The organism is Kitasatospora sp. P5_F3, from assembly GCF_054049135.1.
In genome coordinates, this window is record NZ_JBFUMY010000129.1 from 1 (window position 1) to 14846 (window position 14846).

Genomic DNA, 14846 nt, shown 5'->3' on the forward strand with positions numbered 1-14846 from the left:
GGCGACACCATTCGCAGCTGCAATACCGACCTCGATGCGGCCCATTCCTCGGAGTTCGTCGAGCACGTCATCCCGGCGGAAGGCATGGTGCTCCGGCCGGGCACGCTCTATCTCGGTGTCACCCACGAGCGCACCCACTCCGAGCGCTTCGCGCAGATGATCAACGGGGATCGCACGGTGGGGGCGCTCGGGGTGTGGGTGCATGTATCGGCCCCGCTCGGCCATGTGGGCCACGCCATCAAGTGGACGCTGGAGATCCGGGTCGCCCGCCCGGTGCGGATCTATCCGGGGATGACCTTCGGGAAGATCGTCTTCCTGAAGACCCTTGGCGCGATGGCCACTTACCAGAACATGGGCCGGAAATACACCCGTAGCAGCGGCATCGACACGTCGCGCCTGTACGAGGAGCTCGCGTGAACATCCTGACCGGAATCGACCTGACACCGGACAGCCCCGGCGGCAGTGTGGAGCTGCTGCGCGATCTCTACGGCGGGCCGGAACCGCTGCTGCCGGCCGACGTCTTCATGCTCGCCCCGGACGGCGGACCGGCTGTCGGGGCGAACCCGGCGCTGCTGCCGGTGGCCGGGAAGACCGTGTCGGGCGCCGACTTCTGGTCCTACGTCGACCGACTGGGCGCCGCCGTCACGGAGCGGTTCGGCAGCAAAGAGTACGACGTGCTGCACCAGCACCWCCTGACCTTCGGCGCGACGGCCGCCCTGCAGCGGACCTTCCCGGACCGGCCGAAGATCGCGCTGGTGCACGGCACCGACCTGCTGTACGCGGCGGACCACCCGACCCAGGCCGAGGTGCTCCGGGAGACGGTGGCGGCGGCGGCCGCGATCGTCGTGCCCACCATGGCCATGGCGGACCGGCTGCGGCAGCTGACGCCCGTCGCGCCGGAGCGGATCGTCGAGGTGCCCTGGGGCGTCCCCGACCGGCTGCTGGCCCGGCCGCCCGTCCGATCCGAGCGGCGTCCTGGCGTCCTGCGGGTCTGCTACGCGGGGCGGCTCACGGCCGAGAAGGCCACGGCCGAGGTGATCGCGGCGGTGTCCGGTCTAGAGGGGATCGAACTCGCGGTGGCGGCACCGCAGTTGGAGTTCGCTGCACTGGCCGCCCGGGCCGACCTGTCCGGGGTGCGCTATCTCGGCTGGCTGTCGCGTGAAGAGCTGTGGCGCGAGTTCGGCCGGCACGACCTGCTGATGGTCCCGTCGCTCAAGCTGGAGGCCTTCGGGCTGGTGACCATCGAAGCCCAGGCGGCCGGTCTGCCGGTGGCGTACCAACCCGTGCCCGGCCTGGTCGAGGTGCTGGGCGACTCCGCGCTCCCGGTCGACTTCGGGGATCTCGAAGCGCTCGCGCTACGCCTCAAGGAGTTCCGCGCCGGACCGGGCCTGCTGGACGAGTTGGCCGCTGCCGGGCTGGCCAACAGCAGGCGCTTCCCGCTGTCGCGGACCGCCCGTGAGCTCGGCGAGCTCTCGCACGCTGTGGCCCGCTAGCCCGCCCGACAGTCCGTACCTCGCTGGAGACGACCATGGATGACCACTTGACGGACGATCACGCGACGGACGATCAGGCGATGCGCGGGGACTGCGTGTTCTGCGCCATCGTGCACGGACGCCACCCCGCCCCGATCCTCTACGAGGACGACCTCACGGTGGCGTTCCTCGACATCACCGCAGTCATGGACGGCCACACGCTGGTGATCCCGAAACGCCACGCCGCCGACCTCTGGGAGATCGCGCCGGAGGATGCCGCCGCGGTGATGAGCACCGTCCACCGGATGGCGCGGCGCATCCGGGAGGTGCTGGCGCCGGACGGTCTGACGCTCTTTCAGGCGAACCGGGAGGCAGGGTGGCAGGACGTGTTCCATCTGCACGTTCACCTGGTGCCCCGGACGACCGGTGATCACCTGCACCGGCCGTGGAAGGCCGACCCGGTGCCGCTGGAGCAGCTTGCGGCGACCCGCGGCCGGCTGTCGCTGCTGCCCGCCGACCCGGCCGACCCGAGGACGACAGTGGAGAGTTGTGTTGCGTAGTACCGACCTTTCGATCCTGCGAGAACGCTCCTTCCGGCTGCTGTTCTCGGCCCGGTCCGTCTCCCTGCTCGGCGATGCGATCGCGCCCGTCGCACTGGCGTTCGCCGTCCTCGGGATGCCGAACGGCTCGGGTACGACGCTCGGCTTCGTGCTCGCCGTCCGGCTGGCCGCGCAGGTCGCGTTCCTGCTCTACGGCGGTGTGCTGGCGGACCGGCTGCCCCGGCACCGAGTGATGATCTGGGCGGAACTGGCCGCCGGTGCGGTGCAGGGCGCGATCGGGTTCCTGGTGCTGACCGGGTCGGCCTCGACGCTCAATCTGGTCGCCCTGTCGGTGGTCGGCGGTGCCGCCAGCGCGCTGTTCACCCCGGCCTCCCGGACCATGACGGTCCAGCTGGTGCCGGCCGACAAGGTCCAGTCGGCGAACGCGCTGGTCCAGCTGTCGATGAACGCCGGCAGCATCGGCGGAGCCGCCCTCGCAGGTGTGCTCGTCACGGTGCTCGGCCCGGGCTGGGCGCTGATGGTGGACGCGGTGACCTTCCTGGCCTCCGCCGCGCTGCTGACCGGCATCCGACCGTCCCGGGGGGCCGACGCCCCGGCGCCCTCGACGGAGCACATCTTCACCCAACTCAGGGACGGTTGGCGGGAGTTCACCGCCAGGACCTGGGTATGGGCCACGGTCGCCCAGCTGGCGCTGGTGAACGTGTGCATCGGGGGAGGTTTTGTGGTGCTCGGCCCGGTCGAGGCCGCGAACCACCTCGGTGGCGCGTCCGCCTGGGCCGCCGTCCTCACCGCCCAGGCGGTCGGTTTCGTGGTGGGCAGCCTGGTGGCGATCCGGGTCCGGCCCAAACGGCCGGTGCAGGCCGCGGCCCTGTTCACGCTGGGCATCGTGCCGTCCCTGCTCTGCCTGGCCTGGACCGCACCGGTCGCGGTGACCGCCTGCGCGATGCTGGTCACCGGTGTGTGCATGAGCCTGAACGACGTCACCTTCCTGACGGCACTTCAGAAGCAGGTGYCGGAGGAGTCGATGTCGCGGGTGATGTCGTACGACGCCTTCGGCTCCTTCGTCTTCATCCCGCTCGGTCTGGCCGTCGCCACACCGATCGCGGACCGCGTCGGCATCGGCCCCGCGCTGGCCGGCGCGGCGGCCCTGATCGTACTGGCGGCGCTCACCATGGTGGCCCTGCCCAGCGTGYGGGCCATGCGGGACGATCCCGAACCACTCGCCGGGCCGGCGCTGCAGCCGGCCGAAAGCTAAGGCCCGGCCGGCGCACCACTCCCACAACGAAGGAGACGTCATGTCAGAGGACCAGCCCTCGGCCCTGCTCGTCGGTACGGACGTGTACGCGATGCGCGCCTGCCTCAGGTCCGGCATCAAGCCGTACGTCGTGCACGGCCCGCACCTGAACGACTGGGGCAGCATGGAGCTCCCCGAGGGTGCGGTGGGGATCTTCGCGGAGGATCCGACCAGCATCGAGAGCATCCTGTTCAGCCTGCGCAGGGCGGGCGTCACCGAGCGGGAGTTCCTGTTCGTCCAGACCTCGGACGAGGAGGCCCTGGTCACCGTCGCGGCGCTGGCGAAGGTGCTCGACCTCCCGACGCCGGTGGAGGCCGACGTCGCCCTGCACTTCCGGGACAAGTGGCTGCAGAAGCAGATCGTCTCGGCGGCGGGGGTGGATGTCGCAGCCTCGCAGGTCATCGAGGACATCCAGCACCTGGACCCGGCCGGCCTCGCGGACTTCGGCCAGGCGGTGCTCAAGCCGCTCGCCGGCGCCGGTACCAGGAACACGTCGGTGGTCGGCAGCCGCGAGGAGCTGGTCGCGACCTGCCAGGAGTACCGTCGGCGCGGCGTGCCGCAACGTACGTTCGTGCTCGAGGAGTTCATCACGGGTGACGAGTGGATGGTCGACGGCGTCGTCTTCGACGGGGAGCTGCAGTTCCTCAGCGTGGGCAGTTACGTCGAGCCCTGCCTGACCGCCGTCGACTCCAACCGGGTGCTGCAGCTGGAGCGGTTCGACCCGACCGCCGACGCGGCCGTCTACGACCTCGCGCACCCGGTGGTCGCGGCGGCGCTGCGGGCACTCGGGCTGCGGCGCGGTGTGTTCCACATGGAGCTCTTTCACCAACAGGACACCGGCAGGCTGGTGTTCGGAGAGTGCGCGGCCCGGACGGGTGGCGGCCTGATCCACGAGTCGGTGGAGTACAAGTTCGGCGTGGACCTCGGCGCGGCCGCCATCCGGTGCGCGGCGGGTATCGATCCGCAGGTCGAGCCGAAGGTCAGGCCCGACAGCGTCAGCACGATCTTCCTGGCCGGCCGGCCAGGCACTCTGATCGGCCGTCCGTCGCCGGCCGAGATTCGCGCACTGCCCGGCGTGGAGCACGTCCGGCTGGACCTCCCGTACGGGTTCCGGATGGCGGATTCGGTGGCGGACACCACCGAGGGGGTCGGCCAGGTGATGCTGAGCGGGCGCACCCGGGAAGAGGTGCGCGAACGGCGGGAGTTCCTGACCGGATGGTTCGACGAGCGGCTGACGGTGGTGCCGACCCACGCCACCTATCCGGAGCTCCGGCGGTGGCAGCAGGCCAACTGGCCGGACTCCGTCTCGCCGTTCGGCACCTACCCGCGCGACTGACCCGGCGTCGTAGCGGCACTGCAGGGCTCCTGTCCGGGGTCCTGCGGTGCGGCTCGGCCCGCTGATCTGATGGGAGCTCAGATGAACCTCGACGTGCTGTCGTTCAACATTCGTCACGGCCTGGGCACCGACGGGGTGCTCGACCTCGACCGGACCGCTCGGGTGATCCGGTCGAGCGGCGCCGACGTGATCGGTCTCCAGGAGGTGGACCGGCACTTCGGGGAGCGCAGCGACTGGGGCGACCAGGCCACCGCGCTGGCCGAACTGCTGGGCTACCACCTTGCGTTCGGCGCCAACATCGACCTCGAGCCGCCGGCTCCGGGTCGGCCGCGGATCCAGTACGGCACCGCGGTGCTGTCCCGCCACCCGATCGTCCGGTGGGACAACACGCACCTGTTCCGCTCGCCGGGCGAGGAGCAGCGCGGCCTGCTGCACGCGGAGATCGACGTGCACGGAGTCGCGGTGCACGTGTACTCCGCACATCTCGAACTGTTCTCGGAGACCGACCGCGTCCGACAGGCGGAGCAGGTGGTGGAGTTGATCGGTGCCACCGGCCCGGCGGTGCTGCTCGGCGACTTCAACGCCACCCCTCGGGCGGCGGAGATCGCGACCGTCCGGGCGAGCTTCACCGACGCGTGGACGGCGTTCGGCGGATCGGAGCCCGTGACCTTCCCCGCCGAGGCGCCGGAGGAGTGCATCGACTACGTCTTCGTCGGCCGGGGCGTGAGGCCGTTGTGGACCGCTGTCGTCCTGGACGACCCGGTGGCTTCGGACCACCTGCCGGTGCTCGCCCGGCTGTCGGTCGGGCCGGATGCCACCGCGATGTGATGGATGATCATCTTCCGCAAGTTTCCGACTGGGCACGGAAGTTACTGGCGCGTAGATATTTTGGGGATGATCCACCGGATGCAAGGATCTCGGATGATCACGTCAGGAACGGTGGCTACAAGGTCGACATCTAGGACCGGCTGATGGCCAAGGCGGTGGAGCCGATCCACAGGGCCGCCACCGCCATCGTGCTCAAGGACTACTGAGGCTCAGAGCTCAGCTCAGCTCAGCGTGAGTGGGCGTGGGAGGGCTCCTGCCGAGGTGCCCAGAGGGGCGTGCCGAGCTGGCTCTCCATCTCGTCCAGGGCCTGCCGGACCGTGGTGATGCGCAGCCGCAGCTCGTCGGCGGGGTCCGTGACCTCGACCGCCGGACGGGCGGCTTCGGCCGCCTCGGCCGCCTCCATCGCGCGAGCCTCGTCCAGCGCGTTCAGCACGACCCCGATCAGCACGTTCACCAGGACGAAAGAGCCGAACAGCACGTAGGAGGCGTAGAACACGATGCTGAACGGTGAGATCTCGAGCCCGGCCCGGACCGACTCTCCCAGCCCGTCCAGCGTCATCAGCAGAAACAGCGTCAGCCCGGCCCGGCCGAGCGAGCCGTAGTGCTCCGGGTCGTACGGGGCGAAGCAGATCCAGCCGACCATCGAGTACACGTAGAGCACCAGCGCCCCGACCACCAGGAAGCTCGCCGTCCCCGGCAGGCTGCGGCCGACCGCCACCAGCAGCACCCGCAGCTGCGGCATGAAGCGGGCCGTGCGCAGCACCCGGGCCAGCCGGAGCAGCCGGAGCAGGGTGGTGTTCTCGCGCAGGAACGGGATGAACGCGGACGAGACCACCAGCAGGTCGAAGACGTTCCAAGGGTCGCGGAAGAAGGCTCCCGGCCGGTCCAGGTGCGCGCCCAGCCGCACCAGCATCTCCAGCGTGAAGACCACCAGGCAGGCGAACTCGGCCTCGTCGAGCGCCTGGCTGTACACGCTGGTCAGCCCCGGGTAGGTCTCCACCCCGAGCAGGACGGCGTTCAGCAGAATCACCGTGAGCACGGTGAACGCGAACACGGGTGCCTCGTTCACCGCACGGCAACGCACGGCCAGCCTGCCGACACCGGCCTGCACTGCGGTCAGCTCTGTCATTGCTCTCCCCTTGTACCGACCGCCGGGCGGGACGGTGATCGTTGTTCCGCTCGGCCAACGCCTGACGCCCCGTTCGGGCACGCAACCGCCCCAAACCTCACCCGAACGTGGACATTCGACCCATCGCGGGTAGGGAGCTCGCTTCGATGCCTCCGATCGGGGGTCGGGGCGCGGGTGAGCGCGAAGGGTGTCGGGCATGAGGAGCGGGCACCGGCTGGGACGACAGTTCGGGTGGCTCTGGGGCGCGTACGGGACCAGCGCGCTCGGCACCTGGCTCGCCTTCGGCGCGTTCCCGCTGATCGCCATCCAGGTGCTGCACTCGGGACCGGCCGAGGTCGCCGCGCTCGCCGCCGTCGGAGCCGCGGTGGGCGCGGTCGTGGCGGTGTCGCTCGGCCCGTGGGTGGAGTTCCGTCGCAAGCGGCCGGTGCTGATCGCGCTGGACCTGGTGCGGTTCGCGGCACTGCTGACGATTCCGGTCGCGTTCGCGCTCGGCGTGCTGACCTTCCTTCAGCTCCTGCTGGTCTCGGTGGTCGTCGCGGCGGCCGACATCACCTTCCGCGCCGCCTCCGGCGCGTACCTGAAGATGCTGCTGCCGGCCGAGGACCTGCTGGTCGCCAACTCCCGGTTCGAGTCCACTACGGCCTCGCCTTCGCCGCGCCCTCGATCGGCGGGCTGCTCGGTTCGCAGCTGGCCCGCCCGCTCGTCACCCGGTTCGGGCAGTACCGGGTCCTGGCCTGGTCCGGGACGCTGCGCGCGATCTGGCCAGTCGGCCTGGCCTTCGTCGGGCCGGGCACCGGCGGGCTGCTGGTGGTGATCGGCGTCGAGTTCGGGCTGATCTTCTGCTGCGGGGTCTTCAACCCCGTCCACGCCACCTACCGGCTGAAGCGCACCCGGGCCGACCGGGTCGCCCGCACGCTGTCCGCCTGGGCGGTGACGACCAAGGCCTCGACCGCGCTCCTGACGGCGGGCTGGGGCGTGCTCGGTACCCTGCTCGGCCCGCGTACGGCCATCGGCCTGGCCGGAGTGCTCCTGCTGGCGACGCCGCTGCTGCTGCCGCGCCGCGCGGCAGCGTTCCTCCCTGAACCGACGCCGGCGCCCGCGCCGCGCCTGACGGGCCGTCACGGTTGTGACAGGCCTGTTGCCGGAGATGTGGTCCGGGTCACTGCCGCCATGATCAGGGACTGGTCGAATCGGTGGATGCGTAGCTCCCTCTCTGCACTCCCCGTCGTCCTGGCCGGTGTCCTGCTGCTCGCCGGGTGCGGCTCGCAGGCGGCCGGCCCGGGGAGCAGGGGTGGGGCGCTGTCGCCTGAACCGTTGCCCGGTGCGTCCTCCTGCGGAGTAGTGCCGTCCGGGGTCTCGGCCGGTCCGGAGAAGGACGGAGTCAAGATCACCGCCGCCCGTGGCGGCTGCGCGGAATTCGAGGTCACCAACCGGGAGGCCGGGCCGCTCTCCTACTCGATCTCGTTCACGTTCCTGGCGGCGTCAGGGGGAGCGTCGAATTCGGTGAAGGAGGCCGTTCCGTCGGTCGGTTCAGGGCAGACCGTGAAGCGCAGGGTGGGCGAACCGTTGGCGGTGGACAACCCCTCGGGAGGTGTGCGGATCACCAAGGTACGGAGCGTTCCGAGCGCCGAGGCGTCGGCGGAGACCGGGCCTTGCCCGCCGTCGGGAGTGCGGATCTACGCGGACGAGGGGAGTGCCGCGATGGGACTGCGCGCGGTGGGTCTGCACCTGGAGAACTGCGGCACCGGCACCACCCGGCTAAACGGCTACCCGCAGCTCCAGATCCTGGACGAGAAACACAAGGTGGTGGAGAGCGTGCAGATCCTGCAGGGCGGCAGCGCCATCGCCACCGGCACGGGCGCCGACGGCACACCCGAGCCGCTGGCTCTGCAGCCCGGCGAGCGGGCCCGGGCCACGGTGGTCTGGCGAAACACGCTCGAAGCCTGGGTCGCCGACCCCGTGAACGCGCCGTACTTGCGGGTGCGGGCGCAGGCGGACTCCGACCCGGTGATGGTGATCCCGGAACTCGACCTGGGGACGACCGGGCGGCTCGGCGTCGGCCCCTGGCAGCGGGATGACCGGAAGGGATGAGGGCCCCGGCGCGGTCGCATCGGGGCCCTCGATCGCCTGTGCGGCGGGGCAACTAGCCCAGGGGGAGGTCGAGGTAGGAGGGGTCGGAGTCCGGCGAGCTGATCGTCGTGGTGCTGCCGTCGACGGTGGCGTGCGAGTAGAGCTGGTCCATGCTGTTGATCACCAGGGCCAGGCGGTGCTCGGCGGGCAGGTCGTAGGCGGCGGCCTGGAGGGCCCAGTCGACGGTGGTGTCCTGGTCCGGGGTGAGGTCGGTCAGGGTGTACGGCTCGTGCGCGATGATCCGGGCGGTGTCGTCCGGGCCGATGTCGAACAGGTAGGCGACCAGGGTGGTGGAGGCGGCGGAGCTGCGGACGGTCAGGCGCACCCGGGGAACGCCCCTGATCCGCCGCGCGGTCTGCCCGTCCGAGCCTCCGGTCAGCGCCTCGGTGGCCCAGATCAGCAGGCTCTGCCGCTCGAACTTCGCGGTCTCGTAGACCTTCGGACTGCCGTTCCACTCGGCCTGGCCGGTGGTCAGGACCGCATCGACCGCGGTTGCCTCGGTCAGGCTTCCGGCGGTGAACTCCCGGTTCCAGGCGGCATTCTGACCGAGCGTCAGGGCGCCGTCCTGGTCACCCGGGGCGGAGTCGGCCAGGAACCAGCGCTCGACCTGGGTCGTCACCTCGTCCCAGCTCTGGCGCGACTCGCGTACGGCCGGCTCGGTGATCACGTTCTTCCCGCGGTCCGGGTCCGCCTGGGTCCGGTAGGTGAACATGACCTGGTTGTTGACCTGGGGCCCGTCGGGCACGTCGTTCCGGACGCGGCGCAGGTGGTGGTCCAACCAGGCGAAGGCTTCGGCCACCGGGGTGTTCGGACCGCTGAACGGAACGGTCAGCCCCGCGCCCTCCGGTGCCGCGTGGTCGCCGATCCACAGGTTGAGCCGCTTGGGCACGGTCAACTCGTTGAAGGTGTCCAGGACCTGGTTGACCGGGAAGAGGGTCTCGTGCCAGGTGTTGGAGAAGAAGGTCGGAATGCGGCGCCGGTTGGTCTCGGGGACGAAGCGCTCGGGGGCGCGCTCCTCGCCCCACTCCCGTACGCGGTCAAGGTTCTGACCCAGGTCGAAGTCCCGCAGGATCTGCTGGGTCTCCTCGTCGAACTTGCGCTCCACCGGCCCGCCGGTGAAGTTGACCAGGGCGGCGACCGCCTTGAGGTGGCGGGTGTCGTTGTGCAGCAGGCTGGTGGCCAGGTTGCCCCAGGTACTCAGCGCGACGACCGCCGAGACCCGCTCGTCGGGGTCGCTCGCCGCGACCAGCTGGCTGATCCCGGAACCGTACGACTCGCCGAGGAACCCGATCGAGCTCGGCTGGAAGTACTCCTGCGCATAGCTGATGACATCCCAACCGTCGGCCCGGTCCAGGGGGCCGGCCACGTCGATCGTGCCGCCGGAGGTCCAGGGGCTGTCGAGGTATTCGCCGCTGGGGAGCTTGGTGGTCAGGCCCATGCCGCGCGGGGTGTACGCCAGCACGTGGTAGCCACGGAGCGCCAGTTGGAGGTACGTGTACTCGAACAGCACCCAGCCGAACGGCGTCCATCCGGAGGGGACGATGACCACCGGGCGCGGTTCCGAGGTGTTCAGTTTGATGGTGTGCGCCGAGAGCTTGACCCCGTCCGGAGCCGTCAGCCACGGGAAGCCGATGGTGGCCACCCGCTGCACGTCGGCGACCAACTGCTCCAGCTCGGGGGTGAGTACGCTCTGCGTGGTGATGCCCTGCAGGGTGGCCGCCAGCGCTTGGCCGACGTTGGCCGCGTCCGGGGCGACCGTCGTGCTCGACGCCCAGATCCCGCCGTCCGCGATCTGTGCGAGCTGTGCGGCGGTGACCGTGCTGGTCGAATCGTCCTGGGGTGCGTTCATGGTCTGTTCCTCTCCTGCCGTTCGGGCGTGCCGGAGCACGGCGTCACATGCGTCAGGAGCCGGAGGCGGGTGGTGGGCCTCCGGCGTAACACGATCATGGGTAGGTGAAATGGCCTACCAAGGGCCGCAGTTGGGACACACGGTCGCGGCTTGGTGGCTCTCCGTGACCATAGCACGATGCTTCGTGTGCTGTTCGGAGCTTCTGGCACGTGGCTTGACTTCGACGTCGGTGCGAGCCAAGTCGCGACGCGGACCGACTACTTGACCTTGGTGCAGCCGGTCTCGTCCGCCTGGTGCACGGCCACCTCGGTGGGCAGGGCGGTGGGCACCGGTGCGGTCGCGGTGCCGGCGGCGGGCCGATAGTCGGTGCCGAGGGTGACCACCACGGCGGTGCCGGTGCCGCCGGCCACGACGGCGGACTCGGGCAGACCGAGGGCCAGGGCGATGGCGAGAGCGGCGTCCTTCTGGCCGGCCTTCGGGTACTGGACGGTGCTGGTGGCCACGTTCTTCGGCGCTCCGGTCCCGGGCTCGGCCTTGTACTTGAGCTTGGCCAGGGTCTCGGCCGTGCTGGTGGCCAGGCCCTTCTGGGCGGTGCTGTTGAGGACGGTGACGCTGACCGTGGCCGGGTCCACCGGTGGTGCGGCCGGAGCGGGGGCGGCACTCGGGGCGCTCGGCTGTCCGCCGCTGTGGTCCTCGCCGCCGTCGAGCGGCTTGTCCAGCCGGATCAGCGTGAAGAGTTGGCCGGTCTGGGGATCGACCAACCGGTTCTTCTCACGGAGTTCCGGGTCTTGGTCGTCGTGAGTGAACGCGGTGGGTGGCTGGACGAATTCGACCTCGGACGGCTTGATGTTCTTCAGGTCGGTGGCCAGTGAGACCAGCTTGGTGGTGCCGGCGATGTTCTCCGAGACGGTGAGCGACCTGGTGGCGGCCTCGATCACCGGGAAGGCCTTGGTCGGGTCGAGCAGGGTGCCCTTGTCGGTGAGCTTGCGCAGCAGCGAGGAGAGGTAGGCGCGCTGCATCGAGAACCGGCCGATCGCGGTACCGTCCTGGACGGCGTGGCGGGTGCGGACGAACTGGAGCCCCTGTTCACCCGTCAGCTTGACCGGGCCGGCGGGAATGTTGAGATGCGAGCCCGAGTCGTTGACCGGGGTGCACAGGTTGACCTCGACACCGTCGACCGCGTCGGTGAGGTCCTTGACGCCCTGGAAGTTGACCACGGCCCAGGCGTCGATCTTCAGTCCGGTCAGGTCCTGGACGGTGTCCTGGACACAGCCGGGCCCGCCCCGGCCCATCGCCTCGTTCAGCGGCCGGTGCCTTATCGCCTGGGAGACCTTGCCGTCCTTGGAGGTGCACTTCGGTATGTCGATCAGGGAGTCCCGGGGCAGGTCGAGGGCGACCGCCGCGCGCTTGTCGGGGTAGACGTGCAGCACGATGTTGACGTCGTTGTTGCCGAGGCCGATGTTCTGCCGGTCGCCGTAGCCGCCGCCCAGGCCCTTCCGGCTGTCGGTGCCGATGATCAGGATGTTCATCGCCACCCGGCCCTTGGCGTCGGCCTGGCCGGGCGGTGGCGGGGCGTTGCCCGCGCCGAGCCGGTCCGACTGGATGTTGGAGTCCAGGTGCTTCAGGTAGAGGAAGGCGCCTCCGCAGCCCGCGACCACCAGTGAGCCCGTGGTGAGCAGAACCGGTACGACCCAGCGCGGTCGGGTCTTCGGCTGGCGACGGCCGCGCTTCCCGGCTGCCTGTCGGGCGGCCGCCCGTCCGCCGGGATTCGGCTCGTGGTTGGTCATGGCGCGTCCCCCGGTCCTCGTGGTCGGCCCCCCGTCGGGCACTTGTACGAACCTATCGGAGATCGCGGGGTCGGGTCGGGATCTGTTACAGAATCAGAACGCTTCGGTGAACAGATGTTTGACGCTCCGCCGACCCTGGGTTCGGTGACCGAACGCCWGCACTTCTGCGCGGCCCCGTACAGCCCGGGCGCCCGGGCTGGGGTCGGTGGCGGGGTGGCCGAGGAGGGAGAGGACATCGAGGTGCTCGGGCTGCCCGTGGTGGCGCTGGACGGCCCGCTTCGGCGGATATTCCGATGAGACGCTTGTGCCACCACTGTGACGGCCGACACGTCGGCGAATTCGCGGACGGAAATGTTCCCGGAGGGTGCTGGGCTCTGTTACAGTTACGTCAGTTGCAGTTTTGGTTCCCATGACTTTTGTGTGCGCCTGCTGGTTTGAACGCAGGCGCATTTTTGTTTCCCGGCTCCGACCGGATGGGTAATCCTCGCGGCGACGCGGCACCGCACAGGGCGGGGCTGGTCAGCCTCTTGAAGGAGATTTTTTTATGGCTAATGGCACCGTGAAGTGGTTCAACGCGGAAAAGGGCTTCGGCTTCATTGAGCAGGAGGGTGGCGGCCCGGACGTGTTCGCCCACTACTCGAACATCAACGCCAACGGCTTCCGTGAGCTGCTCGAGGGCCAGAAGGTCGAGTTCGACGTCACGCAGGGTCAGAAGGGCCCGCAGGCCGAGAACATTCGTCCGCTCTAGTTTTTCTGCCACGGCACCCGCCTAGCAGCAAGGGGCCCGCACCGCGTACATGCACGGTGCGGGCCTCTCGGCATTTCCGCCGGAATCGGATGTTCGCGGTTCGAGGTTTCGGCCGAGGGGCTCGATGAGGCCCCTCGCAGGTGACGTGCAGCACGGTTTTCTCCGTCCACGCCCCGCGTTCTTCACCGCCGTGTCCGGCCCGTTCGTGTGCTCTCCGTGCTGCCTTGTGCCGCGGAGGCTGCCTCGTGACGCGCCGCTCCGAGGAAGGTCTTCCGCATGAACCGTTCCACCCGTTCTTCGTACCAGAATGCCAACTCCCGCTCCGCCCAAGGCTCCCGCTCCGGCGGTTCGAGCCGTGGTTCCAGCTTCGGTTCCGGCTTCGGTTCCGGCTCCGGCAGTTCGGGCGGCGGCTTCCGCAGCGAGCGCCCGCAGCGCTCGTCCGGCTCGTCGAACCGTCAGCGCTCCGCCCCCCAGGGCGAGTTCGCGCTGCCCGTCACCACCACTCCGGCGCTCCCTGCGGTCGAGTCCTTCGGCGAGCTGGACATGCCGCAGGCGCTGCTGACCACGCTGACCCGCCAGGGCGTCACCGCCCCGTTCCCGATCCAGGCGGCCACCCTGCCGAACACGCTGGTCGGCCGGGACGTGCTGGGCCGCGGTCGTACCGGCTCCGGCAAGACCCTGGCGTTCGGCCTCGCGCTGATCGCCCGCACCGCCGGCCGACGGGCCGAGCCGCGTCGCCCGCTGGCCCTGGTGCTGGTGCCGACCCGCGAGCTCGCGCAGCAGGTCACCGAGGCGCTCACCCCGTACGCCCAGGCCGTGCGCCTGCGGATGGTGACGGTGGTCGGCGGCATGTCGATCGGCCGTCAGGCGATGGCCGTGCACCGTGGCGCCGAGATCGTCGTGGCCACCCCCGGCCGGCTCAAGGACCTGATCCAGCGCGGTGACTGCGTGCTCGACCAGGTCACCGTGACCGTCCTGGACGAGGCCGACCAGATGGCCGACATGGGCTTCATGCCGCAGGTCACCGAACTGCTGACGCAGGTCGCCGAGGGCGGCCAGACGATGCTGTTCTCCGCCACGCTGGACCGCAACGTCGACAAGCTGGTCCGCCGCTTCCTCAGCGACCCGGTGGTGCACTCGGTCGACCCGACCGCCGCCACGGTCAGCACGATGGAGCACCACCTGCTGCACGTGCAGGGCCACGACAAGAACGCCGTGGTGGCCAGGATCGCCTCCCGCGACGGCGGGGTCATCATGTTCACCGACACCAAGCACGGGGCGGACCGCCTGGTGCTGGACCTGCTGTCGGTCGGCGTCAGGGCGGCCGCGCTGCACGGTGGCAAGTCCCAGCCGCAGCGCACCCGCACCCTGGAGCAGTTCCGCTCGGGCGAGGTGACCGCGCTGATCGCCACCAACGTGGCCGCACGTGGCATCCACGTCGACGGCCTGGACCTGGTGGTCAACATCGACCCGCCGAGCGACCACAAGGACTACCTGCACCGTGGTGGCCGGACCGCCCGCGCGGGGGAGTCCGGCACCGTGGTCACGCTCGTGCTGCCCAACCAGCGCCGCGAGATGGCCCGGATGATGACCACCGCCGCGCTCGTCCCGGGCTCCGTCAAGGTGCACTCCTCGGACGAGGAGCTCGCCCGGATCACCGGTGCCCGGGTGCCCACCGGGGTGCCCGTCGTGGTGCCCGACCCGGTGCGGGAG

Annotated in this window: 12 protein-coding genes and 2 pseudogenes; 11 read left to right on the top strand and 3 right to left on the bottom strand. The window is 70.1% G+C overall.

The window, feature by feature from the left end; genetic code table 11:
* The 6 genes from ACXJMZ_RS35600 to ACXJMZ_RS35625 form a co-directional block, all read left to right on the top strand.
* The coding region (locus ACXJMZ_RS35600; RefSeq protein WP_457034156.1) for a dCTP deaminase at nucleotides 1-417 on the top strand (417 nt) is incomplete at its 5' end.
* On the top strand, nucleotides 414-1493 hold the full coding sequence (locus ACXJMZ_RS35605; protein ID WP_457034157.1) for a glycosyltransferase family 4 protein: 1080 nt from the start codon (nucleotides 414-416) through the stop codon (nucleotides 1491-1493). The genes ACXJMZ_RS35600 and ACXJMZ_RS35605, both read left to right, overlap by 4 nt.
* A 35-nt stretch (nucleotides 1494-1528) precedes the next feature.
* Nucleotides 1529-2032, top strand: coding sequence for an HIT family protein (locus ACXJMZ_RS35610; RefSeq protein WP_457034158.1), 504 nt, complete (start codon nucleotides 1529-1531; stop codon nucleotides 2030-2032).
* Entirely contained in the window at nucleotides 2025-3287 is a 1263-nt protein-coding gene (locus ACXJMZ_RS35615; protein ID WP_457034159.1) for an MFS transporter, read from the top strand. Before ACXJMZ_RS35610 ends, ACXJMZ_RS35615 begins: the two co-directional genes overlap by 8 nt.
* Before the next feature lie 40 nt (nucleotides 3288-3327).
* Entirely contained in the window at nucleotides 3328-4662 is a 1335-nt protein-coding gene (locus ACXJMZ_RS35620; protein ID WP_457034160.1) for an ATP-grasp domain-containing protein, read from the top strand.
* A gap of 81 nt (nucleotides 4663-4743) precedes the next feature.
* Nucleotides 4744-5490 (top strand): endonuclease/exonuclease/phosphatase family protein, encoded by a 747-nt coding sequence (locus tag ACXJMZ_RS35625; protein ID WP_457034161.1) that lies wholly within the window; start codon nucleotides 4744-4746, stop codon nucleotides 5488-5490.
* Between the two features lie 226 nt (nucleotides 5491-5716).
* On the opposite strand, the gene ACXJMZ_RS35630 is transcribed toward ACXJMZ_RS35625, so the two are convergent.
* A complete protein-coding gene (locus tag ACXJMZ_RS35630) occupies nucleotides 5717-6619 on the bottom strand; it encodes an ion transporter (protein WP_457034162.1) in 903 nt (300 codons plus the stop codon).
* A 196-nt stretch (nucleotides 6620-6815) separates the two neighbouring features.
* Here ACXJMZ_RS35630 and ACXJMZ_RS35635 point away from each other — a divergent pair.
* Together ACXJMZ_RS35635 and ACXJMZ_RS35640 are read left to right on the top strand one after the other, a co-directional pair.
* A pseudogene (locus ACXJMZ_RS35635) lies at nucleotides 6816-7717 on the top strand (MFS transporter); the annotation flags it as partial.
* Between the two features lie 603 nt (nucleotides 7718-8320).
* On the top strand, nucleotides 8321-8710 hold the full coding sequence (locus tag ACXJMZ_RS35640) for a DUF4232 domain-containing protein (RefSeq protein ID WP_457034166.1): 390 nt from the start codon (nucleotides 8321-8323) through the stop codon (nucleotides 8708-8710).
* Nucleotides 8711-8762: 52 nt separating this feature from the next.
* Here ACXJMZ_RS35640 and ACXJMZ_RS35645 read toward each other — a convergent pair whose 3' ends face one another.
* Together ACXJMZ_RS35645 and ACXJMZ_RS35650 are read right to left on the bottom strand one after the other, a co-directional pair.
* Complete coding sequence (locus tag ACXJMZ_RS35645; RefSeq protein ID WP_457034163.1) at nucleotides 8763-10598, bottom strand: alpha/beta fold hydrolase; 1836 nt, start codon at nucleotides 10596-10598, stop codon at nucleotides 8763-8765.
* Nucleotides 10599-10855: 257 nt separating this feature from the next.
* Complete coding sequence (locus ACXJMZ_RS35650; protein ID WP_457034164.1) at nucleotides 10856-12385, bottom strand: LCP family protein; 1530 nt, start codon at nucleotides 12383-12385, stop codon at nucleotides 10856-10858.
* 132 nt (nucleotides 12386-12517) lie between these two features.
* Here ACXJMZ_RS35650 and ACXJMZ_RS35655 point away from each other — a divergent pair.
* From ACXJMZ_RS35655 to ACXJMZ_RS35665, 3 genes and pseudogenes are all read left to right on the top strand, one after another.
* Nucleotides 12518-12640: pseudogene (locus tag ACXJMZ_RS35655) on the top strand (NUDIX domain-containing protein); the annotation flags it as partial.
* A gap of 289 nt (nucleotides 12641-12929) precedes the next feature.
* Nucleotides 12930-13133 (top strand): cold-shock protein, encoded by a 204-nt coding sequence (locus ACXJMZ_RS35660; protein ID WP_030918248.1) that lies wholly within the window; start codon nucleotides 12930-12932, stop codon nucleotides 13131-13133.
* 276 nt (nucleotides 13134-13409) lie between these two features.
* Nucleotides 13410-14846 (top strand): DEAD/DEAH box helicase (locus ACXJMZ_RS35665; RefSeq protein WP_457034165.1); only part of this gene is annotated, 1437 nt, incomplete at its 3' end.

What these genes read in the sequence shown, in the direction of transcription:
- ACXJMZ_RS35625 (WP_457034161.1), top strand. Translation starts at nt 4,744, where the DNA reads ATGAACCTCGACGTGCTGTCGTTCAACATTCGTCACGGCCTGGGCACC.
- ACXJMZ_RS35645 (WP_457034163.1), bottom strand. Translation starts at nt 10,598, where the DNA reads ATGAACGCACCCCAGGACGATTCGACCAGCACGGTCACCGCCGCACAG.
- ACXJMZ_RS35620 (WP_457034160.1), top strand. Translation starts at nt 3,328, where the DNA reads ATGTCAGAGGACCAGCCCTCGGCCCTGCTCGTCGGTACGGACGTGTAC.
- ACXJMZ_RS35650 (WP_457034164.1), bottom strand. Translation starts at nt 12,385, where the DNA reads ATGACCAACCACGAGCCGAATCCCGGCGGACGGGCGGCCGCCCGACAG.
- ACXJMZ_RS35640 (WP_457034166.1), top strand. Translation starts at nt 8,321, where the DNA reads ATGGGACTGCGCGCGGTGGGTCTGCACCTGGAGAACTGCGGCACCGGC.
- ACXJMZ_RS35630 (WP_457034162.1), bottom strand. Translation starts at nt 6,619, where the DNA reads ATGACAGAGCTGACCGCAGTGCAGGCCGGTGTCGGCAGGCTGGCCGTG.
- ACXJMZ_RS35660 (WP_030918248.1), top strand. Translation starts at nt 12,930, where the DNA reads ATGGCTAATGGCACCGTGAAGTGGTTCAACGCGGAAAAGGGCTTCGGC.
- ACXJMZ_RS35610 (WP_457034158.1), top strand. Translation starts at nt 1,529, where the DNA reads ATGGATGACCACTTGACGGACGATCACGCGACGGACGATCAGGCGATG.